Source organism: Clostridium sp. AF34-13, from assembly GCF_003477845.1.
GTDB lineage: Bacteria > Bacillota > Clostridia > Lachnospirales > Lachnospiraceae > Butyribacter > Butyribacter intestini.
This window is the reverse complement of sequence record NZ_QUEB01000002.1, coordinates 227,791-252,006: the sequence shown is the minus strand read 5'-3', so window position 1 is coordinate 252,006 and position 24,216 is coordinate 227,791. Positions and strand designations below refer to the sequence as shown.

Here is a 24,216-nt window from a genome sequence, read left to right as displayed (position 1 = left end):
GAACACAATATGAAATCTTACAGTTTTGAAAGAAATACGGAAAAAGTTGAGCCGTGTTCCGGTAAAGAAGAAACTTTGATATAACCATTTTCGCCTGTAATTATCTTTCTTGCAAGATAGAGTCCTATTCCGACACCTTCTGTAGTGTTGGCTTTTTCGGAGCGGTAAAATCTTGAAAAAACTTTTTCATGCTCATTATCTGATATACCAATGCCTGTGTCTGAAATATCAATTCTGACAAAAAATTCATAGACTATTACATTTATGGAAATGCCACCTGTCACGGTGTACTTGATAGCATTGTCAACTATATTGCAAAGAGCCTCAAGTGTCCATTTTTCATCAAACACTGCCGTTGTATCAGTTTTGACGGTATTAAGATACAAATCTTTTGAATCGGCTTTCTGGTTGTATTGTATAAATATCTTATCAAGTAACGGCTGGATTTCCTGCTTCTTTGGAGATAGGGAAATGATACCTGTTTCAAGCCGTGAAAGTTTTATGAGAGACTCTATCAGAAAACGGAGTTTTTTAGTCTGGGAATAAAGTGCCATAAGATTATTTTTTGAGTTTTCTGAGAGTTCATCTTCTAAAAGTAATTCACAGTAGAGAAGAATGTTTGCGACAGGTGTTTTTGTCTGATGTGAAATATCAGCGATAAGAGTTTTAATGCTGTCTTTTTCGTGCATTATATTTTGGGTAGAGCAGGTCTGACCTGAGAGATATTGTGCAAATTTTGTCTCAAGTGCTGACAGGCGGCTCTCATCAAAAACCTTTTCAGTAAAACTTCCCTTTAAAGCTGAGTCAATCATATTTTCGAGAGAAGTGAGAAGTTTATCTGTTTTATAACGGTTTAGGAGTATGGAATTTATACATATTATAATAATTATAAACTGAATAAATATAATGAAATCTTTAGTCATAAAAATCCTTTCGTTTGGAGTATGCTTTTATATTTTTTATGTATTTTGGGGTATAGTGACTTTCTTTTTATTTTTTGTCCCATTTATAACCGATGCCATAGACGGTATGTATATAATCAGAAGCGTTAAGTTTATCACGGAGCCTTTTGACAACAACGGAAAGTGCATTGTTATCCACATATTCAGAGCCATCTGTCCATATGCGGTCGGTAAGGACATCACGTGTCATGATATTGCCACGGTTCTCAACGAGGAGAGAAAGAAGCTTTTGCTCGGTTTTGCTTAATTCAACAGGCTTGCCTAAAACAAGAAAAGTTAGGTGCACAAAATCAAATGAAAAATTATCTATTGTTATAATGGAATTAGCCGTCTGGGAATTGCAAATGGGATGTTTTCTAAGCTGTGTATTAACTCTGGCACGAAGAACGGCGAGAGAAAAAGGTTTTGTTATATAATCATCAGCACCGAGTTCAAGACCGCTTACAATATCAAAATCAGTATCATTTGCGGTAAGCAGGATAACAGGAATATCAGGAAAATCGGTTTTTACTTCAACCAGAAAATCAAGTCCGCTGCCATCCGGAAGTGTAATGTCAAGCAGTATGAGTGAAGCCTTAAAACAGGCAAGCTGTTGTCTGGCGGCTTGCAGATTGGTGCATGAAAAAATCTGTCTGTCCTCTGAACTAAGAGCCTGACAAAGACCTTTATTAAGACTTATATCGTCCTCTATAATAAGAATTTGCTGCATTTTCATTATTAAAAATCTCCATTTCTATGATTATTTATAAAATTTATATGTCAAAATACATTTTGAAACAAATATAATATAGATTGTATGACGGATAGTAAAGAAAAGCAAATGGAAAATACGATTATAGATTTGATAAGTGTGTACTGTAACCGCTGTCAGTTACATTGTAGGTAAGCATTATTATTTTTTGTTGTAACATTGTGTATTTTGGGATGTACTGTTATACTATAGAAAATAGGATAAGAAGGAATGGGTTTAAAATGTATGGATTTTTTAAGAATGGTAAAGTTAATAAAGAACTTGATGAGATAATAGCACAGATAGAGTCGAATGCTGCAAATAATTATAAAGATGCGGCGCAGGAGGCGGTTGTCTGTCTTGAAACTAGGATAAATGAATTTTGGGAGTCAGGGCAGCTTAGCGAAAAGAAAAAGTTAGAATATGAAGCAAGGCTTACGAGGTATAAGAGGGAACTTGAGGGATTTACGCATAAGGACCAGAAGCCGTATTGGAGTTAGGTTAGCATAAAATTTTATTCGGACAAACATAAACAGAAAAGGACACTATTTTGTTAAGTTATTGGAAGTGGTGTTTAAATGTATGAGCAGGCAGCAAAGCGGATTGCGAATATCCGCTTGATATGTGGTATAATTAATTATATAAAAATATATCGAAGAAACTGCAGGTTTGGTATGAAACAATTGAGAATAAATATAATATAGGAGAAGTGGCTGATGCGACTAAAACAGATTAAATTAACAAATTTTAGAGCTATTGATGATGCAATTATTGAATTTGACGGTAAAAGTACGGTTATTTTTGGAATTAACGGAACAGGGAAATCAAGTATTCTTCGTTCTGTTAATTTATTGTTTGCAAATATTATAAATCAGGTTGTAAACAGAAAAGAATTAAAACAAAACTATGCTATTCAATTAGAAGATATTATGTATGGAAAAAGTGGAACAAGCATACACGCAACGATTGAATTTGAAGGTACGGAGTTTGAATATTCAAAAAATATGGTGCGAAGTAGCGGAAGAAAAACACATAACAAAAAAGCATTAAATGAAATTGTTGAGATATTCCATGAAAAGTATATTAGTGATGAAAAACAGAATGATATTCCTATTTTTGCAAATTATGGGACAAACCGGCTTGTGTTGGATATACCTTTGCGCATTAGAACACACCATACTTTTGATATATATTCTGCATTTGAAAAGGCGATTGAAAATAAAATAGACTTTAGGACTTTTTTCGAGTGGTATAGAAATCAGGAAGATTATGAAAATGAGCAAAAAATAGAGACGGGAAATTTAAAATATGAAGATAATTCTCTGCAAGCGGTAAGAAAGGCGATTTTGTCAATGTTAGATGGCTGCTCCAATCTTCGTGTTGTAAGAAAACCTCGTTTGGAAATGAAAATAAACAAGGCAAATATCAGCTTGAATGTTTCTCAAATGTCTGATGGGGAAAAATGCACATTAGCTTTGTTTGGTGATTTGGCGAGAAGGCTTACTTTAGCAAATCCAAATAAAGAAAATCCATTGCTTGGAGAGGGAATCGTACTGATTGATGAAGTGGAATTGCATATGCACCCATCATGGCAGAGAAAAGTGTTATTTGCATTAAGAGATACTTTTCCGAATATACAGTTTATTATTACTACACATTCACCTATTGTATTAAGTGAAGCTGATGAAAATTATAATCTGTTTTTTATAGATAACAGTGAAGGAAAATTTAGTATTCAAAAAAATAAACAGTTAAACGGATATGATGCGAATGCTGTTTTAGAACAGTTTATGGATACAAGTTCTATTAATGAAAAAATAAAAAGTTTTATAGACTCGATATATGATGATATAAACAGTAGATTATTTGAGCAGGCAGAAGTGAAAATAAATGCACTTGCTGAAATTACAAGTGAGAACCATCCGGATGTTATTACGGCAAGGATGGAATTAAAGAGGAGAAGATATATATGATATATATTGAAAAGTCTGAAGAACCAGAGTTTTTGAGTGAGTTTAATCGAAAAAATCCCGATAAGACTTATGATTCGGAAGAATTTGCACATTACAGAGGAATTCTTACAGATGTACTTATAAAAGAGCAAAAAGGAATCTGTGCATATTGTTGTGGCAGAATAAAAAAGGAAAATGTTCATAATGAGCATATAGAACCAAGAAATCCGGGGAAATATGTGAGTAAACGCTCATTAGATTATTCAAATCTTGTGGCAAGTTGTAATACAATAAGAACCTGCGGAAGAAAAAAGGAAAACAAATATGATTCGGATAAATTTGTGTCTCCATTAGAACAGGAGTGTGAGAAAAAGTTTGCATATTATGGAAATGGAACAATAGTAGGGGATGAATACACAATAAACCTTTTAAATTTAAATGACTATGAATTGCGTGAAGCACGCAGGGCGGTATATCAGCAGTTGCAGCATCTTGACAAAGAAACGATAAAACTGGTGTATATGAATGAACAGGACGAGGAGTACCAGCCTTATTATAATGTGATTAAGTGGTATGTGAATGGGTGAGGAACAGACAGCGGGAGATAATTAGATGGTTTTAGACAATAATTTAGAAAGAAAACTTGAAATATACATAAAGCTAAATTATGTAGCAAGTGTAGAAGAAGATTTTTTATGTCCTGATATAAATGAAGAAGAAATAACTAAAAGTAGTGGAAAAAAGTTTGAACAGCAGAAACAGGATCTTTCGGCTTTAGTGCAGGAAGCAGGTGAATCGTTTCATGAAATGTTGTTTAGACTTATTGAAGAGAATAATCAAGTGGATAAAAGGTTCTTATCGCCTCTGATACAAAATAAGCATCAAAACTCCTCTTAAAAAAATAAATTTTATCAATAATTTATTTAGAATATAAGTTCGAGTGAATAAAGAAAATAAAGTAAAAAGCAATTTTACTTAATTTTATTAGTAAAAAGTATAATTTTACTAAATAATCTTGCTTTTTTTGCTCAAAAAATATATAATCAAACCAGTTTGATGAACAAAGGGGTTCAGCAAATGATATGAAAACAATTATCAGTAAAGGGATATTTGTATCACAGGACTGGTATGGCTTTTTGCCGGAAGTGTCTTTTGATATAGTATCTGTTTACATGATAGGACTTTTTTACATGAAAAATGTTCCATGTGTGTTTTCAGTTATTTGCTGAGCCTCTTTTTGTTTGCTATATGTAAATTAAATGTATCCAAAGAGTATTGAGTGTTGTCTGTTTCATAGTAGCTGCAGCAGACAGCAGTAAAACAAAACACAAAATTGTAAAATATTGATATGGAGGTAATAATGATGACAAATACTGAAACTTGTAACAGCAGGGTTTTAGATGAAGCCTCAAAGGTTATTGATCATGAAAAGAGAGGTCTTTACGATCCCCGTTATGAACATGATAACTGTGGTATCGGTTCTATTGTAAATATCAAAGGAAATAAGACACATGATACTGTTTCCGGAGCTCTTGACATTGTCGAGAAGCTGGAGCATCGTGCAGGTAAGGATGCTGAGGGAAAGACCGGTGACGGTGTTGGTATTCTCTTACAGATTTCACATAAATTCTTTAAAAAGGCAGTTAAACCACTCGGTTTTGAACTCGGAGATGAGAGAGATTACGGTATCGGAATGTTTTTCTTTCCACAGGATGAACTTAAAAGAAACCGTGCCAAAAAGATGTTTGAAGTCATTATTGAAAAGGAGGGGCTTGAACTTCTCGGCTGGAGAAAAGTTCCTACTGAGCCTGAAATATTAGGACATAAGGCACTTGAATGTATGCCATACATCATGCAGGCATTTGTTAAAAGACCTGAGGAGGTTGAGAAAGGACTTGATTTTGACCGCAAACTCTATGTTGCACGCCGTGTGTTTGAACAGAGTAACGATGACACATATGTTGTTTCATTTTCAAGCCGTACGATAGTCTATAAAGGTATGTTTCTAGTAGGACAGCTTCGTCTTTTCTTTAAAGACCTTCAGGATTCTGATTATGTATCAGCTATCGCAACGGTACATTCAAGATTTAGTACAAATACAAATCCAAGCTGGATGAGAGCACATCCGAACAGATTTATCGTTCACAACGGTGAGATAAATACTATCGTAGGTAATGCCGACAAGATGCTCGCCCGTGAGGAGACTATGGAAACTTCACTCCTTGCAAATGATTTCCACAAGGTTCTTCCGGTTGTCAATCCAAACGGTTCTGATTCGGCAAGACTTGATAATACACTTGAGTTTCTTGTGATGAGCGGTATGGAGCTTCCGCTTGCTGTTATGATAACCATTCCTGAACCGTGGGAACATGACATGAGCGTCAGCCAGAAAAAGAGAGATTTCTATCAGTATTATGCGACGATGATGGAGCCTTGGGATGGACCGGCTTCAATCCTTTTCTCTGACGGTGATATTATGGGAGCGGTTCTTGACAGAAACGGTCTTCGTCCATCACGTTATTACATTACAACAGATGACCAGCTTATCCTTTCTTCAGAAGTAGGCGTGTTCGACATTCCGCCTGAAAAGATTGTTAAGAAAGACAGATTAAGACCGGGTCGTATGCTTCTTGTTGATACAGTCAAGGGTGAGCTTATCGATGATGAAGTGCTTAAAGAAAAATATGCTTCACGCCAGCCTTATGGTGAGTGGCTTAACAGCAATCTTGTTACTTTAAAGGAACTTCGTATTCCTAATAAGAAAGTAGTGGAGTTTACTGACGAGGAGAGAGCAAGACTTCAGAAGGCATTCGGTTATACTTATGAGGATTACAAGGAGTCGATTCTTCCTATGGCACAGAAAGGTGCAGAGCCTATTGCTTCAATGGGTACTGATACACCGCTTCCAATGCTTTCAGATAAGCCGCAGCCATTGTTCAACTATTTTAAACAGCTTTTTGCACAGGTTACAAACCCTCCTATTGATGCGATAAGAGAGGAAATCGTAACATCGACAAGCGTTTATATCGGTGAGGACGGAAATCTGCTTGAAGAAAAGGCTGACAACTGCAAGGTGCTTAAAATCCGCAATCCTATCCTTACTGACACTGACCTTATGAAGATTAAATATATGGATAAAGAGGGATTTAAGTGCGTTGATATTCCTATTACTTATTATAAGAATACATCACTTAAGAAAGCACTTGACCGTATGTGTCTTGAAGCTGACAGAGCTTACAAGGAGGGTGCAAACATTCTTATCCTTACTGACAGAGGAGTTGATGAGAATCATGTGGCTATACCGTCACTTCTTGCGGTAGCTTCAATGCAGCAGCATCTTGTAACTACAAAGAAGAGAACAAGTGTTGCAATGATACTTGAATCAGCAGAGCCAAGAGAAGTACATCACTTTGCTACAATATTGGGATATGGTGCCTGTGCGATAAATCCTTATCTTGCCCACAGCACTATAAAAGAGCTTATCGGGCAGAATCTTCTTGACAAAGATTATTATGCAGCGGTTGATGATTATGACGCAGCGGTCCTTCACGGAATTGTCAAGATTACATCAAAAATGGGTATTTCTACAATTCAGTCATACCAGGGTTCAAAGATTTTTGAAGCCATTGGTATTTCAGAGGATGTTATCGAGAAATACTTTACTGACACTGTATGCTGTGCAGGAGATATTACACTTGAGGATATTGAAAAACAGGTCGATACACTTCATTCAGCAGCATTTGATCCGCTCGGTCTTGAAACGGATATGAATCTTGAGAGCCGTGGCCAGCACAAAGAGAGAGGTCACAAGGAGGAACATTTATATAATCCTGAGACTATACATCTTTTACAGCAGGCTGCATGGACAGGAAGCTATGAACTGTTTAAACAGTATTCAAAATGTATAGATGAAAAAGAGCACAATGTAACACTCAGAAGTATGCTTGACTTTAATTATCCTAAGAAAGGCATTTCTATCGATGAGGTTGAGAGTGTTGACGAGATTGTTAAGAGATTTAAGACAGGTGCCATGTCTTACGGTTCTATTTCACAGGAGGCACATGAAACACTTGCCATTGCGATGAATCATCTTCACGGCAAATCAAACAGTGGTGAGGGTGGTGAGAGTCTTGACAGACTTCTTACAGCAGGACAGCCGGAGGACAGATGTTCAGCAATAAAGCAGGTTGCATCAGGTCGTTTTGGTGTAACATCGCGTTATCTTGTAAGTGCAAAGGAAATCCAGATTAAGATGGCACAGGGAGCTAAGCCTGGTGAGGGAGGTCATCTTCCGGGAGGAAAGGTTTATCCGTGGGTTGCAAAGACAAGACATTCAACACCTGGTGTAAGTCTTATTTCACCTCCGCCACATCATGACATCTATTCTATTGAGGACTTGGCACAGCTTATCTATGACCTAAAGAATAGTAATAAAGATGCGAGAATATCAGTTAAACTTGTTTCAGAAGCCGGAGTAGGTACTGTAGCAGCCGGTGTTGCAAAAGCCGGAGCAGCAGTTATCCTTATCTCAGGATATGACGGAGGTACCGGAGCAGCACCTAGAAGTTCAATCTACAATGCTGGCCTTCCGTGGGAGCTTGGTCTTGCGGAGACACACCAGACACTAATAATGAACGGACTCCGTTCCCGTGTCCGTATTGAGACAGACGGTAAACTTATGACAGGCCGTGATGTGCTTGTGGCAGCACTTCTTGGAGCAGAAGAGTATGGATTTGCAACAGCACCGCTTGTAACAATGGGCTGCGTAATGATGCGTGTATGTAATCTCGATACCTGCCCTGTAGGTGTTGCAACACAGAATCCTGAACTCAGAAAGAGATTTAAAGGAAAGCCTGAATATGTTGAGAACTTTATGAAGTTTATCGCACAGGAACTTCGTGAGTACATGGCTTTACTTGGAATTAAGAAAGTCGATGACCTCATCGGCCGCACAGACCTTCTTAAAGTTAAGGATGATCCAAAGGTTAAGGAACATCACATCAACTTTAACGAGATAATTGACTCATCATTTGCAAATGAGAGAAAAGAAAACAAATTCAATCCAAAGAATGTATATAACTTTGAACTTGAAAAGACAATAGATGAAAAAGTTTTACTTCCTAAACTTAAAAAATCACTCCAGACAGGAGAACCGGCAAAAGTTACAGTCGATGTGACAAATATCAACCGTACATTTGGTACGATACTTGGTTCAGAGATTACAAAGAAATTCAGTGATACGCTTGAGGAGGACACTATTACTGTTGAGTGTCACGGAAGCGGCGGTCAGAGCTTCGGTGCATTTATCCCTAAGGGGCTTAAACTTGAACTTGTCGGTGATTCAAATGATTATCTCGGAAAAGGTCTTTCAGGCGGAAAAATTGTTGTATATCCACAGGCAGGTTCTAAATTTAAGGCAGAGGATAATATCATTATTGGTAATGTTGCACTGTATGGTGCTACAAGCGGTAAGGCATTTATAAACGGTATTGCCGGTGAGCGTTTCTGTGTCCGTAACTCAGGAGCAACGGCAGTTGTTGAGGGTGTCGGCGACCACGGATGTGAGTACATGACAGGCGGTCGCGTGGTTATACTCGGACCTACAGGAAAGAACTTTGCGGCTGGTATGAGCGGCGGTGTCGCATATGTACTTGATGAGAACAGTGACCTTTACCTTAAACTTAACAAAGACCTTGTCTCATCACAGCCGGTAACAGACAAATATGATGTACTTGAGTTAAAGAAGATAATAGAGGAGCATGTTGAAGCTACAAATTCAGCAAAAGGAAAGAATATCCTTGAAAACTTCAGTGATTATCTTCCTAAGTTTAAAAAGATAATTTCTTATGATTACAGCAAGATGCTTCAGCTTATCGCTCAGATGGAAGAAAGAGGATTAAGCTACGAGCAGGCACAGATAGAAGCATTTTATGCACACAAAAATCAGGCATAAACTATAGGAAATACTGTTTATACGCACGCCTGACACACAGTCGGGCAGTGCGGTGATGTTTGAGCGACAGGATAAGGAGGATAATTATGGGCAAACCAACCGGATTTCTTGAATATGAAAGAAAAAATAATAAGGCAGTAGAGCCTTTAGAGAGAATAAAGAACTTTAATGAATTTCACACTCCTATGAGTGATAAGGATAGAAAAGAACAGGCTTCAAGATGTATGAACTGTGGTGTTCCGTTCTGCCAGTCAGGTATGATGATAAATGGAATGGCATCAGGTTGTCCTTTAAACAATCTCGTGCCTGAATGGAATGATCTTCTCTATCACGGATGTATGAAAGAGGCACTTCAGATGCTCCGCCAGACTAACAATTTTCCGGAGTTTACATCGAGAGTATGCCCGGCACTCTGTGAAGCAGCCTGCACATGCGGGCTTAACGATTCGCCGGTAACATGTAAGGCAAATGAGAATGCCATTGTAGAGTATGGATATGCAAACGGACTTATGGAGGCTAGAAAGCCTAAGGTACGCACAGGCAAGAAAGTTGCAATCATCGGCTCAGGTCCTTCAGGACTTGCGGCAGCAGATCAGCTTAACAGGAGAGGTCATGATGTAACCGTTTTTGAGAGAAATGACCATATCGGCGGACTTCTTATGTACGGTATTCCAAATATGAAACTTGAGAAATGGGTTATCGACAGAAAACAGAAAGTCATGGAAGAAGAAGGCGTTAAATTTGTCGTAAACGCGGATGTAGGAAAAACAGTAAAAGCAGCAGATATTGTCAAGGATTACGACAGTGTTATCCTTGCGTGCGGAGCATCAAATCCGAGAGATATAAAAGCGACAGGCCGTGAAGCTGATGGAATCTATTTTGCTGTAGATTTCCTTACACGCTCTACAAAGCATGTGCTTACGGGCAAAAAAGACGGCTGGGTAGATACAAAAGGAAAGAATGTTGTTGTCATCGGTGGCGGTGATACGGGTAATGACTGTGTCGGAACAGCGGTAAGACAGGGTGCAAAATCGGTAGTGCAGATTGAGATGATGCCCAAACTTCCTGATGAGAGAGCCGCAAACAATCCGTGGCCGGAATGGCCTCGTGTCTGCAAGACAGACTACGGTCAGGAAGAAGCGATAGCAGTATTTGGCAAAGATCCGAGAATATATCAGGCAACTGTAAAAGAGTTTATCGCTGACAAGAATGGCAAGTTAAAGAAAGTTAAACTTGTAAAACTCGAGCCAAAGAAAGATGCAAAGACAGGCAGATTAAATATGGTCGAGATAGCAGGAAGTGAATTTGAGATTCCTGCTGACTATGTACTTATCGCTGCAGGATTTCTTGGTACTCAGGATTATGTTGCAAAAGCGTTCGGGGTAAAATTAAATGCCCGTACAAATGTAGAGACGGCAGAGGGCAGTTATAAAACATCTGTAGATAAGGTGTTTACTGCCGGTGATATGCACAGAGGCCAGTCGCTCGTTGTGTGGGGAATAAATGAGGGAAGACATGTAGCTAGGGAAGTTGATGAGTTCCTTATGGGTTACACAAATCTTCCATAAAAAATTACAGATGTTAAAGATAACTATAAATATATCAATAAATTACAAAAGCCATTAAAAGTAAAGTCCTTAAAATAAAATAGATGGTTTGTTATTATTTGTGATAAACATGAATAATAGTGACCGGATCGAAAACAGAGGGTGTATAATCTGATTACATCCTCTGTTTTTGGTGCAAAAGAACAGAAAGATTGTATATGAACAGGTATAGCAGCAGATTGAGAATAGGCATGGTTATTGATTGGAAAAATAATGTATGTAACAGTTCAGCCTTTCATCTCTAACATTCATAAACCTGCCAGCAAGCTGTCAGTCGCTGCTATGCAGCTTTTGTTTATTTCATTTCAGAGATGAAAGGCTATTCTACCATAAAAAGATAATCAGCAATTCATTAAGCGAACTTATGCATTGCTGATTATCTTTTTATGGCTGAACTGTTACTAATGTATAAACATAATTGCAAATGTCTTTGACATATGAGTGTTTTTTTTGTATAATAGGAACAATGTGTAGTTATGTATAAATAATACAAGGAGGAAGCATGATGGCAAAATATACCAGACAGGATATATTGGATCTGATTGATGAAGAAGATATAGAATTTATCCGCCTTCAGTTCACGGATATATCCGGAAATTTAAAGAACATGGCGACTACAATTGACCAGCTTGATAAGATTTTAGACGGACATTATAAGTTTGATTGTGCGGCTATTGACGGTTTCCGTGGTACTGGATATGAAGAACTGTTTTTAGTTCCGGACTTAGATACATTTGTTATTTTTCCTTGGCGTCCACAGCACGGCAAGGTTGCACGTTTTTTATGTGATGTTGTTAAGCCTGACGGCACACCTTTTGATGGTGACAGCAGATATATTTTAAAGAAAGTTATTTCAGAGGCAAAGGAACTTGGATATGAATTTAAGGTAGCTATCAAGAATGAGTTCTTCCTTTTTGACCTCGGTGAGAACGGAGAGCCGACCAATCATTCAAGTGAACAGGGCGGCTATTTTGATGTTGGACCTGCTGACGGTGGCGAAAATGCAAGGCGTGATATGGTACTTTATCTTGCAGATATGGGGATAAGTGTTGAAACATCATATCATTCTGATGAATCTGCACAGCATGTGCTTGACTTAAGTTATGCGGATGCTCTTGACATGGCAGATAACATTATGACATCGAGACTTGTTATACGGACCGTGGCAAAGAGACATGGTGTTAATGCGACATTTATGCCAAAACCTAAAAAAGATACAAAGGGGTCAGGAGCACATTATACATTTACATTATTTAAAGACGGAAAAAATGTTTTTAATGATGAAAATGATGATTTGGGAGTTAGCAAAGAGGGTTATCAGTTTATGGCAGGAATATTAAGTCATATTGCGAATATGTCACTTATAAATAACCCTATCGTAAATTCATATAAGAGACTTATACCGGGTTATCTGGCACCGGTCACAGTCGGATGGTCTTCAACAAATTCCAGTCCGCTCATACGACTTACTTCAATAGGAAGTGACGGTGCGAGGATAGTTTTAAGAAGTCCTGATGGTGCAGCAAATCCTTATCTTGTTATCGCAGCCTGCCTTGCAGCCGGTCTTAGTGGTATAAAAGAGGAACTTGAACCGCCGGTATGTATGGATGACTTATCTGAAAAAGAAGCACAGAAATGTGAAGTCCTTCCGAGGACGCTTTATGAGGCTGTAAAATTATTTGAGGAAGATGATTTCCTGCAGGAGATTGTTGGCAGCCACATTTCAGAGCATATCATAAAGAGCAAAGACAAAGAATGGAATGAATATTGTACTCAGGTGACTCAATGGGAGACAAAAAGATATTTAACCAGTTTATAGGATCGATTGTTTGCACAGAAGACAGGAGGTTTCTGCATGGCAGATATTATCATAGCTTTTCCAAAATTGGACGATGCGAAGAATTTAAGAAAGCTTCTTGTTCGTAACGGTTATGATGTAAACATGGTTTGTGACAGTGGAGCACAGATAGTGAGTGCGGTAAACAGTCTTGATGGAGGAATAGTTATATCCGGATACAAATTTTCAGATATGCATTATTCGGAGATAAATGATTATCTTCCAAAAGGCTTTGCTATGCTTTTGCTTGCATCTCCGGCAAAACTGGCAGATTGCGATTTGGATGGAATTGTTTCACTGGCTATGCCGTTTAAGGTACAGGATCTGTTGAACACTCTTGAGATGATGATGGTTCAGTACAACAGATGGAAGAAGAAGCAGAAGAAAAAACCAAAAGTCAGATCTGAAAATGACCGAAAAGTGATTACGGCAGCTAAAGAGCTTTTGATGGAACGTAATCAGATGACAGAAGACGAAGCACATCATTATATTCAAAAACTTAGTATGGACAGCGGTAACAATATAGTAGAGACCGCCGAGATGATATTAGAACTTAATGGAAAGGAATGGGAATTTTAATATGAAGAAAGCGTTTCTTATATTAGAAGATGGAACAGTATTTGAAGGAAAAAGTATTGGTGTTGACAAAGAGATAATCTCAGAGATTGTTTTTAATACATCAATGACAGGTTATTTAGAGGTTCTTACAGATCCAAGTTATGCGGGACAGGCAGTTACCATGACGTATCCGCTTATTGGAAACTATGGAATATGCTATAAGGATATGGAGTCAAAAAAAGGCTGGCCTGACGGCTTTATCGTTAGAGAACTTGCAAGAGTTCCAAGTAATTTCCGTTCAGAAGACACCGTGCAGCATTTCCTTGAAAAAAATGATATTCCGGGTATCAGCGGCATAGATACAAGAGCATTGACAAAGATACTTCGTGAAAAAGGTACAATGAATGGAATGATAACAACAAATGAAAATTATAATCTCGATGAGATCATTCCAAAGCTTAAAGAATATACAGTCACAGGTGTAGTTAAGAAAGTTTCATGTGACAAGATTGAAAAATATGTTCCGGGAGATATAGGCTCAGAGAGCGTTGCGGCTGACAAAGATGTTGCAGTTATTGATGTTGGAACAAAGAAAAACATTATAAGATGCCTTTTAAACAGAGGATGCAATGTAACTGTTTATCCGTGTGATTTTGATGCAGACGAGGTTATCGCATCAAAGCCTGACGGAATTATGATAACGAACGGACCGGGAGATCCTGCTGAGTGTGTAGATATTATCGCACAGGTAAAAAAACTTGCCGATTCAAATATACCTGTATTTGCAATCTGTCTCGGTCATCAGCTTATGGCACTTGCACATAATGCAAAGACATATAAGATGAAATACGGACACAGAGGAGCAAACCATCCAGTCAAAAATCTTGAGACCGGAAAAGTATATATTTCTTCACAGAATCATGGATATGTAGTAGATGCGGACGGAATAGATGCATCAGTGGCAAAACCGTGGTTTGTAAATGTAAATGACGGAACTATTGAGGGACTTGAATATATAGGAAAGCCTGTAAAGACAGTGCAGTTTCATCCTGAGGCAAATGCAGGTCCTAAAGACTCAGAAATGTTGTTTGATGAATTTATGAAGATGATTGGAGGAAATAAATAATGCCAAAGATGGAAGGAATCAAAAGGGTACTTGTAATAGGTTCTGGTCCTATTGTAATCGGACAGGCCGCAGAGTTTGATTATGCAGGAACACAGGCGTGCCGCTCTCTTAAAGAGGAGGGAATGGAAGTTATCCTCGTCAATTCTAATCCTGCAACTATTATGACAGATAAAGATATTGCAGATAAGGTCTATATAGAGCCACTTACAACAGAGGTATTGCAGCATATAATCGAAGTTGAAAAGCCTGATAGTCTTTTGCCTAACATGGGCGGACAGGCAGGTCTTAATCTCGGTATGGAGCTTGCTGAGTCCGGATTTCTTGAGAGCCACGGAGTAAGACTTCTCGGAACGACAGCAGAGACTATCAGAAATGCTGAGGGTCGTCAGGAATTTAAAGACCTTATGGAGAGAATCGGTGAGCCGTGTGCATCATCAGAACTCGTTGAAAATATTGAAGACGGTATCAAATTTGCAAATAAGATCGGTTATCCGGTCGTACTTCGTCCTGCATATACGCTCGGAGGTTCAGGCGGCGGTATAGCACATAATGAGGAAGAACTTGTGGAGATACTTTCAAATGGTCTTAGACTTTCGAGAGTAGGACAGGTACTTGTAGAGAGATGTATCGCAGGATGGAAAGAGATAGAGTATGAGGTAATGCGTGACAGCAACGGAACCTGCATTACCGTCTGCAACATGGAAAACCTTGACCCGGTCGGAGTTCATACAGGTGACAGTATCGTAGTTGCACCGTCACAGACATTGTCAGACAAAGAGTACCAGATGCTTCGTACATCTGCTTTAAAGATTATCGACGAACTTGGAATCACAGGTGGATGTAATGTTCAGTTTGCACTTCATCCTACATCATTTGAATATATAGTAATAGAGGTAAACCCTCGTGTAAGCCGTTCATCAGCTCTTGCTTCAAAGGCAACGGGTTATCCTATTGCAAAGGTTTCAGCAAAGATAGCACTCGGATATACGCTTGATGAGATTCCGAATGCCGTAACAGGAAAGACATATGCAAGTTTTGAGCCTGCACTTGACTATGTGGTAGTTAAGATACCTCGTCTTCCATTTGATAAATTTATCAGTGCAAAGAGAACTCTTACCACGCAGATGAAAGCGACAGGTGAGGTTATGAGTATCTGCACGAATTTTGAGGGTGGACTTATGAAAGCCATCAGGTCACTTTCACAGCATGTTGACTGCCTTGAGACAGGAGATTATGATAATATGTCTGACGAGGAGGTTCTCGAGCATCTTTCAGTAGTAGATGACCGCAGAATTTACCTTATAGCAGAAATACTCCGCCGAGGAATCGCTTCTTATGATGAAATTCATGAGGTTACAAAGATTGACAAGTGGTTTATCGATAAACTTGCAATTCTCGTAGAGATGGAGAAGAAGATTAAAGAGTCAAAAGGAAATCTTGACAAAGAGCTGTTAAAAGAAGCTAAGAGACTTGAATTTCCTGATAATGTAATCGCACGCTGGACCGGAAAGACTGAGGAAGAGATTAAAAATCTCCGTTATGAGTATGGCATCACGGCAGCATTTAAGATGGTTGATACCTGTGCAGCAGAGTTTGCTTCAGAAACTCCATATTATTATAGCTGCTTTGACGGTGTAAATGAAGTAGAAGATACAACTAAAAAGAAAAAGATAATGGTTCTTGGTTCAGGTCCTATCAGAATAGGACAGGGTATAGAGTTTGACTACTGTTCAGTTCACAGTGTATGGGCACTTAAGGAAGAAGGTTATGAGACTATTATAATAAATAACAATCCTGAGACAGTCAGTACAGACTTTGATATAGCAGATAAACTCTATTTTGAGCCGCTTACACCGGAGGATGTTGAAAATATTGTCCGTCTTGAAAAACCTGATGGGACAGTGGTACAGTTTGGTGGACAGACAGCTATCAATCTTACCGAATCACTTATGAAGATGGGGGTTAAGATTCTCGGAACGAGTGCAGAGGATGTAGATGCCGCAGAGGATAGAGAGTTGTTTGATCAGATACTCGAGGAGTGTCAGATACCAAGAGCAAAGGGTGATACGGTATTCACAACAGAAGAAGCACTTAAAGTCGCAAATGAGCTTGGTTATCCGGTACTTATCCGTCCTTCATATGTACTTGGCGGACAGGGTATGCAGATAGCAGTATCAGATGATGATATAAAGAAATTTATGCAGGTTGTAACAAGATACCATCAGGAGCATCCTATTCTTATTGATAAATATCTTATGGGTAAAGAGATAGAGGTAGATGCCGTATGCGACGGTGAGGATATTCTTATACCGGGTATCATGGAGCATATCGAGAGAGCAGGTATTCATTCGGGAGACAGTATCTCGGTATATCCTGCACAGACTATCACCGATAGAATACAGGATATGCTTGTCGATTACACAAGAAAACTTGCAAAATCACTTCATGTAATTGGACTTATAAATATACAGTTTATTGTTTACCATGATCAGGTATATGTAATTGAGGTAAATCCTCGTTCAAGCCGTACCGTTCCATATATCAGCAAAGTAACAGGTATTCCTATCGTAGATCTTGCAACAAAAGTAATACTTGGTGCAAAGGTTAAAGATTTCGGATATGGAACAGGACTTGCAAAGAAGTCAAAATATATTGCCATCAAGATGCCTGTATTCTCATTTGAAAAACTTAGGGGAGCAGAGATAAGCCTCGGACCTGAAATGAAATCAACAGGTGAGTGCCTCGGTATCTCAAAAGACTTCAACGAAGCACTTTATAAGGCATTTAAGGGAGCAGGAATAGATCTTCCAAAGCATAAGAAGATGATAATCACTCTTAATGATGCTGATAAAGAAGAGGGAATCGAGATTGCTAAACGCTTTAAGAAACTTGGCTATGACATATTCTCTACGAGGGGAACAGCTAAGGTATTTAACGAAGCAGGAGTTCTTGCAATACCTGTAAATCGTATAAACGAAGAAGCACCTACACTTATGGATCTGTTGCTTGAACATCAGATAGATCTTGTAATAGATACACCAACGCATGATGACAAGCTTAAAGATGGTTTCCTTATCAGAAGAACAGCCATTGAGACAGGTGTAAACTGCCTTACATCTCTTGATACGGCAGCAGCACTTCTCACATCACTTGAGACAGAGGGCAAGGATAAGCTTTCTATCGTAGATGTGGCAACTATCTCAGAACAGCACGAGGTGTAAAATGATGTTGTGGTATGCTTGATGATGCCATATCATTGTATTGCTTTTGCAAATTGTGTTAAAAAATTTATATAAAAATGCAACCTTCTTTAAATAACCGGGTTATTATAAGTAGAAAGCAAAATTGTCATAAGTTTGACTTCTTATGATGTTTGTTTTGAATAATAACGGAAGTTTAAAGGAGGTTTTTTTATGAGAAAAGACAGGATTGCAAAGGCATTTGCATTATTTATGACACTTGTAATAGCAGGAACGACCGGATGTGGCGGCAGAAAGACCGGTCTTAATGAAGCAGGAAACAAAAATGTAAGTACACAAAAAACATCTGATATTCAGAAAAATGATGGTGAGTCATCAAGCAGCGAAGTACAAGACAAGAAAAAGGAACTTGTGGGAAAGAAGAAAAAATCATCTGTAAATTTGTCAAATGAAGAAGTTAAAAAATGTAAACAGATTTATAAAGATTATAACAGCAGTCTTTTATATCATTTTCTTAAACAGAGCTGGGGGGATAATCCACAAAAGGGGCTTGTCGCCTGCTCAAATATAAATATGTATCTTGCAAACGGGATGCTCTCGGAAATGACTGCAGGGCAGAGTCGGGAGCAGATATTAAATTCATTTGGCAAAAATATGTTTAGAGCAGATGTTTCGGATTGCATAAATGTAAATGACAGAGAGGAGAAAGAACAGAAGATAATAAGAAAGATGATGGGGTATATAAGCGGTAAAATAAAATCCGAAAACTGCTCTTTAGGTAATTCTGCATGGCTCAGTGATAAATATGATTATTCCAGAGAAGCCGGCACAATACTTAAAAATGATTATAATGCGTATAGTTTAATGGGAGAGATGGGAAGTAAAAGTTTTAATGATAAAATAAATAAATGGATTGATGAGCAGACAGGTGGTAAGATAAAAGGTAATCTGAAAACAAATAAAGACATGGCTATGTTATTGTTGTCAGCCGTAAATTTTAAGGAGCAGTGGAAAGTCAGATTTGATAAAAACAATACAAAGAAGGGCATATTCTACGGCCAGTCTGCATACACCTGCGGTAATACCACTGAGGAGGAAAAGATTGATAAGGAAAAATGCAGTTTTTTAAATTCGGAGTATTCTTATGCCTATACTGAGAATGGCAGGTATCAGGCAGTTTCGATACCTATGACAAATGCAAATATGAATATAATACTGCCAAAGGAAAATGTGGCAGCAGACAAACTCATAAATAATAAGGACGCAAAGCAGATAATTTCATTGTGTAACACATTCAATAAAAAATGGGATTATTCTAAGATAGTAAAATTTTCAATGCCTAAACTGGATTTTAAAAGTGAACTTGAATTAAATCCATTGATGCAGGATATGGGTATAAAAAATATTTTTAATGGGAAAAAAGCAGATTTTTCTAAAATGTTTGTGTCAGATGGAGAAAATAAATCAGAAGGTGGAATTTATGTTAGTAAAGCAAAACAAAATAGCAGGATGACGATTGACGAAAACGGATGCAGTATGGCATCATATACAGAGATTGCCATTGATGCATTGGCAGACGAAAAAAAGGATACTGTCACAATGAATTGCAACAGACCATTTATTATAATAGTTTCAACAAGTGACGGTCTTCCGATATTTATGGGAGCAGTAAATAGAGTTGCATAGATAATTGCGAAACTAACTATATGTTGTGTCAATTGCACACATATAGTTAGTTTCGCAAACGCCTATTTTTAATTAACAAAAAGGAGATATATGGAAGATGAGAAAATAGTACAGTTGATATGGGACAGAAATGAAAACGGTATTAACGAACTATCTGAAAAATACGACCGTTATTGTTTTTGTATTTCAGAGCGTATTGTACATGATGAGGAAGATGCAAAAGAGTGTGTAAATGATACATGGCTAAGGACATGGAATACGATTCCGCCAAGCCGACCGTCAGTGCTTAGTACATTTCTTGCCAAGATAGTGAGAAATCTGTCGCTTAACAGGTATAGGGATATGCACGCATTAAAAAGAGGAGGGAATAGTGTGAATATTGCAATAGAGGAACTTAATGAGTGTATAACTGACGGAAAGACGGTGGAAAAAGACATGGAATATAAACTTCTTACAGAGTCTATAGAAGATTTTTTGTGGAAACAGACTAAGAGAAACCGTACCGTCTTTTTGAAACGATATTTCTATGTTATGGATATTAAGGAAATCGCTGAAGAGCTTGATATAAAAGAGGGTACGGTAAAATCAATCCTTAGCCGTATGAGAAAGGAGCTTGCCGTATGGCTTGAAAAGGAGGCGGTAGTGTGAGCGAAAAAAAGGCGGAAAAGCTGATGTATGCCATTGGCGGTGTTTCAGAAGAAATGCTAAAAGAAGCAGAGGATTATTCAGAAAATATTAAAAAGATGTCTTTTAGACGAAAGAGATTAAAAAAATATGCAAAAACTGTATTTGCCGTTGGGACAGCCGCAGCAGTCATAGGTTGTGCATTACTTGTATATGAAAAACCGAAAAAGTCATATAAAAATGAATTAAGTTCGACAGGGAAGACTGTTGAAAAAAACTATGATAAAAGCAAGAATGATGATTCTATGGATGAGAGTGAGACATTTAAATATGCATCAGAAAATATACATATACATATCTATAATCCTGAGATAACAGAGGAAGAAATACAGGACTCTGACGGGACACAAACCAGCGTGTTGCAGGATATAGCAGCAGGATATGATGAAAATGTATCCGACACGCAGAAAAATAAAAAGAGTGGGACAGAAGATGGTGTAAGTGCAGATTATGATAAAACGGAGGAAAAAAACAGCGGTTCGGCTAAAAGTGGGGACAATTGTGCTGATGGCACAGAAATAAGAACTAACAAAAAGCAGAAATTAAAAGTTCATGCAACAAAAGACGGAGAGACAACAAAAATCCAATTTATATTGCAATTTGGCAAATCTGGTGATGGAGGCACATATATTTGCAATGTTAAAGAGACAAATGCCGGTATGTCGATAGAAAAAACAGTTTTATCTGACAAAAACAGCAATTGGAAAGAAAATAAAAAAGCAAAAGTTGTGTGTAAATCTGGAACAAAGCTGATGTTTACGGCTAATATTACAAAAAAACAGCAGTCGGAGGAAGATATAAAGCTGTTAGAAATAAATGTGAAATTTAAAGAAAAGGGAGATAAAACAACAGATGGATTTAATATGACAGTGCGAAAGGAAAATGACGGATATTATTCATATATGAAAAAATAGAAAGTGGAAATAAGTATGATGTTTTTATGCTGTTAGGAGATTTTTTTGTAAATATGTGGTACAATAAATGTCAATGTGTTCATAATGCATAGAATTATATATGGACAAGAGAGGACAATTAAGATGAAAAAAAATATTAGAGTTTTTATTATGCTTATAGCAATGACATTGAGTATTATTCCAAGTGATACAAATATAGTGAAGGCGGCACAGACGGTTAATGAATATACAGATGAAAATGCGGCATTTCAGAATAAACTGTTTTCGCTTGCTGTTGAAAATAAGATTAATTTTACTGACAGAACAGGTAAAGGTTATGCGACATTTACGGCAAAAGATACGGCAAGATATAGAATTGAGATAAATGATTATGAAGATCAACGAATGACTATAAGGATTCATGATGATGTTGAAAATAACTATGTTGAGCATATCAAGGCGGGAAAAAATGATTATTTCAGTTATAATATGACAGAGGGAAGAAAATATACAATAGAGGTAGAAAAAGTCAGTTCTATGTATTATGCAAGCTGTGCCGGGGTGAAAATATTACCGCAGACAGAGTCGTTAGTTCTCTCTAAAAGAACAGGAATTATTATCGGAAATGAAAACAAATTAAAGATTGATACTCAGGTTGAACCTGCAAGTATCAAGACAAATGGACTTATAACTTATAGAAGTCTGGATGAGGGCATTGCAACGGTTGATGAAAACGGAGTTGTTACGGCAGTGAAAGCCGGCAGTACAAGCATAAATATCTCTACATATGATAATTATGAAGAAACTTTTTATGTTACGGTTATAAGTACGGACAGTGTTTTATCTGAAAAAGAGCTGACAGTAAACAAAAAAGCAAGTGCTGATATAAAAAGCGGTGATGCAGAGGCATATTTTACATTTACTCCAAAGAATACAACTCAATATAATTTTATGATAGAGATGCAGAAGGGTGTAGGCGGTGTAGTATATATATATAAGGGAGATAAGGTTCAGGAAACAGAAGGATATATTGCAAGTGAAAGAGGAATATCAAATGCAGATATATCTTGTGAGCTTGAGGCAAATCAGGTATATACAGTAAGGGTATGTTTTGAAGATTCATATACAACAGGGTCGATAGATGTTCTTGTAAGGGAAAAAACAAAAGACCTTGAAATTACAGGAACTGGTGACAAGCTGATAGTAGGGCTTGAAAAGACAATGCAGCTTAACGCAAAAGTCACAACGGCTTCAGGAGAGAACAATGAAGTTACCTGGGCATCAGAAGACGAAGGCGTTGCAATCGTGAATCAAAACGGTCTTGTTACATCTGTCAATATGGGAACGACTAACATAACAGCAACGACATGGGATGGAGTTGTGAAAAAATATGAGGTAGTAGTTCAGGAGCCGCAGATTTCACTTAATAAATCTTTCGTAAAAATGAGAGTAAATGAAAAGTTTACACTTAAGCCTGTTCTTACATATGATGATGGGAAAGATTATACAGGATACAAATGGGATGAGGTATTATTTATATCTCGTGACGAAAGTGTGGTGAGGGTTACAAAAAGTGGGGATGATAAGTGTATTTTGAAGGCAGCCGGAAGAGGTAATACAGTTGTAGATGTCACTATGAAAATAGGAACAAGAAGTTATGAGATGTCATGTGAAGTTAATGTTAAAGGTCCTTATCTGAATTGCTCAAGATGTTATTTGTATATTGGAAATACGCAGAAAGTAAAAGTGCTTGATAAAAAAGGAACTTTGAAATGGAGTACATCAAATAAAAAAGTAGCCACGGTATCAAAGAGTGGGAAAATTACGGCAAAAAAACGAGGTAATGCTTTGATTATATGCAAAGTTGACGGAGTAAAATTAACTTGTAATGTTACTGTTGATACACCGTATATGATTGGAATGGATGGCACTATGACAGAGGGGCTTAGCTGCAAAATGCGAATTATAGGATCAAATTCATCAAAAAAAGAAAGATGGTCATCATCAAATAAAAAGATATTAACGGTGAAAAATGGAAAGATAACAGCTAAAAAAACGGGTGTTGCAACATTAAAATGTAAGGTGAATGGTATTACAATAAAGAAGAAAGTTACAGTACATAAGAATGTATATACACAGCCTTCTGCAAAAATTAAAGATATGCTTCTCGACAGGATATATTATCAGGTTGTAAAGACATATTTTTCAGGGAACAAACTTAAAGTCAAAATAAAATTATATAATACATATACTGACAGAAAATTAAAAGTTATAAAGGCACTTGATGTAAAAATATACGCAAATGGCAGATGTCTGCACCAGAGAGTGGTTAATAAGAAAGTGAATATGAAAGCATACAGTTCAAAGACGATAACGGTAACAGTATCAAAAAACAGTAAAATGAAACATGCTATAGATTTGAGAAATAATGCTTTTACTTCGGATATAAATCTGCAGACGGCATATTATAGTTACAAATATACATATTAAGTGAAATAAATAAGCCGTATTCTAAATGATAATGATATTTAGAATACGGCTTATTGTTTTTAATACAGAGTTATACAAGATATAAATGTTTAACGATATTTTTATCGTTATGAAATTATGAAAGATTTTTAATTATTTTGTCAAAAATTTCAAATACCTGAAGTTTTTCTTTTTCCGAGAAACCATTAAGACATAACTCTTCAAGTTTTTCAAATTCGGAATAAACTTCTTCAGCAGTTTTTTTTCCTTTTGTCGTAAGATAAATTTTATGTGCGTGTTTTTGACCTGCAGTTAATACTTTTTCGCGATATATAAAATCAGCTTTTTCCATGTTATTAAGTATGGATGTCATAGACGGGGGTGTTATTCTGCAGATAGAGGCAAGTTCTTTCTGGGTGTATCCATCTGTCTCTCTGAGTATATACAAAACCTTTGGCTGTGCATTTGAAAGATTAAGCCTTTCAAAAATGGCATGGCTGCGTTTTGCGTGTGCTGCGGAAAGTTCAAGCAGTTTTAAAAAAAATTTCTCATTCATATG

General features: G+C 37.3%; 17 protein-coding genes. 14 read left to right on the top strand and 3 right to left on the bottom strand.

Annotation, left to right across the window (positions count from 1 at the left end):
* Positions 1–17: 17 nt before the first annotated feature.
* Together DWZ63_RS02960 and DWZ63_RS02955 are read right to left on the bottom strand one after the other, a co-directional pair.
* Entirely contained in the window at positions 18–923 is a 906-nt protein-coding gene (locus DWZ63_RS02960) for a HAMP domain-containing sensor histidine kinase (protein WP_118498652.1), read from the bottom strand.
* 67 nt (positions 924–990) lie between these two features.
* Complete coding sequence (locus DWZ63_RS02955; protein WP_118498724.1) at positions 991–1,671, bottom strand: response regulator transcription factor; 681 nt, start codon at positions 1,669–1,671, stop codon at positions 991–993.
* A 263-nt stretch (positions 1,672–1,934) separates the two neighbouring features.
* On the opposite strand from DWZ63_RS02955, the gene DWZ63_RS02950 reads away from it, so the two are divergent.
* The 14 genes from DWZ63_RS02950 (at position 1,935) to DWZ63_RS02885 (ending at position 23,678) form a co-directional block, all read left to right on the top strand.
* Positions 1,935–2,192, top strand: a complete 258-nt coding sequence (locus tag DWZ63_RS02950) for a hypothetical protein (RefSeq protein WP_118498650.1) — start codon at positions 1,935–1,937, stop codon at positions 2,190–2,192.
* A 216-nt stretch (positions 2,193–2,408) separates the two neighbouring features.
* A complete protein-coding gene (locus tag DWZ63_RS02945; protein ID WP_118498648.1) occupies positions 2,409–3,665 on the top strand; it encodes an AAA family ATPase in 1,257 nt (418 codons plus the stop codon).
* The gene (locus tag DWZ63_RS02940) at positions 3,662–4,231 is read left to right on the top strand and encodes a retron system putative HNH endonuclease (RefSeq protein WP_118498646.1); all 570 of its coding nucleotides are present in this window, start codon (positions 3,662–3,664) and stop codon (positions 4,229–4,231) included. The genes DWZ63_RS02945 and DWZ63_RS02940 overlap by 4 nt, the downstream gene beginning before the upstream one ends.
* 25 nt (positions 4,232–4,256) lie before the next feature.
* Positions 4,257–4,541, top strand: a complete 285-nt coding sequence (locus DWZ63_RS02935) for a hypothetical protein (protein WP_118498644.1) — start codon at positions 4,257–4,259, stop codon at positions 4,539–4,541.
* Positions 4,542–5,004: 463 nt separating this feature from the next.
* Positions 5,005–9,597, top strand: a complete 4,593-nt coding sequence (gene gltB / locus DWZ63_RS02930; protein WP_243020466.1) for a glutamate synthase large subunit — start codon at positions 5,005–5,007, stop codon at positions 9,595–9,597.
* 86 nt (positions 9,598–9,683) lie between these two features.
* A complete protein-coding gene (locus DWZ63_RS02925; RefSeq protein WP_118498643.1) occupies positions 9,684–11,165 on the top strand; it encodes a glutamate synthase subunit beta in 1,482 nt (493 codons plus the stop codon).
* A 544-nt stretch (positions 11,166–11,709) separates the two neighbouring features.
* The gene (locus DWZ63_RS02920) at positions 11,710–13,023 is read left to right on the top strand and encodes a glutamine synthetase family protein (protein WP_118498641.1); all 1,314 of its coding nucleotides are present in this window, start codon (positions 11,710–11,712) and stop codon (positions 13,021–13,023) included.
* Between the two features lie 36 nt (positions 13,024–13,059).
* The gene (locus DWZ63_RS02915) at positions 13,060–13,620 is read left to right on the top strand and encodes an ANTAR domain-containing protein (RefSeq protein WP_022013820.1); all 561 of its coding nucleotides are present in this window, start codon (positions 13,060–13,062) and stop codon (positions 13,618–13,620) included.
* Position 13,621: 1 nt separating this feature from the next.
* Complete coding sequence (locus DWZ63_RS02910; RefSeq protein WP_022013821.1) at positions 13,622–14,725, top strand: carbamoyl phosphate synthase small subunit; 1,104 nt, start codon at positions 13,622–13,624, stop codon at positions 14,723–14,725.
* Positions 14,725–17,946: a carbamoyl-phosphate synthase large subunit gene (gene carB, locus DWZ63_RS02905; RefSeq protein WP_118498639.1), complete on the top strand. Its 3,222-nt coding sequence runs from the start codon at positions 14,725–14,727 to the stop codon at positions 17,944–17,946. Before DWZ63_RS02910 ends, carB begins: the two co-directional genes overlap by 1 nt.
* Positions 17,947–18,138: 192 nt before the next feature.
* Positions 18,139–19,611, top strand: a complete 1,473-nt coding sequence (locus tag DWZ63_RS02900; protein WP_118498637.1) for a serpin family protein — start codon at positions 18,139–18,141, stop codon at positions 19,609–19,611.
* Between the two features lie 90 nt (positions 19,612–19,701).
* The gene (locus tag DWZ63_RS02895) at positions 19,702–20,259 is read left to right on the top strand and encodes a sigma-70 family RNA polymerase sigma factor (RefSeq protein WP_118498635.1); all 558 of its coding nucleotides are present in this window, start codon (positions 19,702–19,704) and stop codon (positions 20,257–20,259) included.
* Complete coding sequence (locus DWZ63_RS02890) at positions 20,256–21,209, top strand: hypothetical protein (RefSeq protein ID WP_118498634.1); 954 nt, start codon at positions 20,256–20,258, stop codon at positions 21,207–21,209. The genes DWZ63_RS02895 and DWZ63_RS02890 overlap by 4 nt, the downstream gene beginning before the upstream one ends.
* A 123-nt stretch (positions 21,210–21,332) precedes the next feature.
* A complete protein-coding gene (locus DWZ63_RS02885; RefSeq protein ID WP_182431429.1) occupies positions 21,333–23,678 on the top strand; it encodes an Ig-like domain-containing protein in 2,346 nt (781 codons plus the stop codon).
* Positions 23,679–23,793: 115 nt separating this feature from the next.
* Here the strand turns inward: DWZ63_RS02885 and DWZ63_RS02880 are convergent, their stop codons facing one another.
* On the bottom strand, positions 23,794–24,213 hold the full coding sequence (locus DWZ63_RS02880; RefSeq protein WP_055942625.1) for a MarR family transcriptional regulator: 420 nt from the start codon (positions 24,211–24,213) through the stop codon (positions 23,794–23,796).
* Positions 24,214–24,216 lie beyond the last annotated feature (3 nt).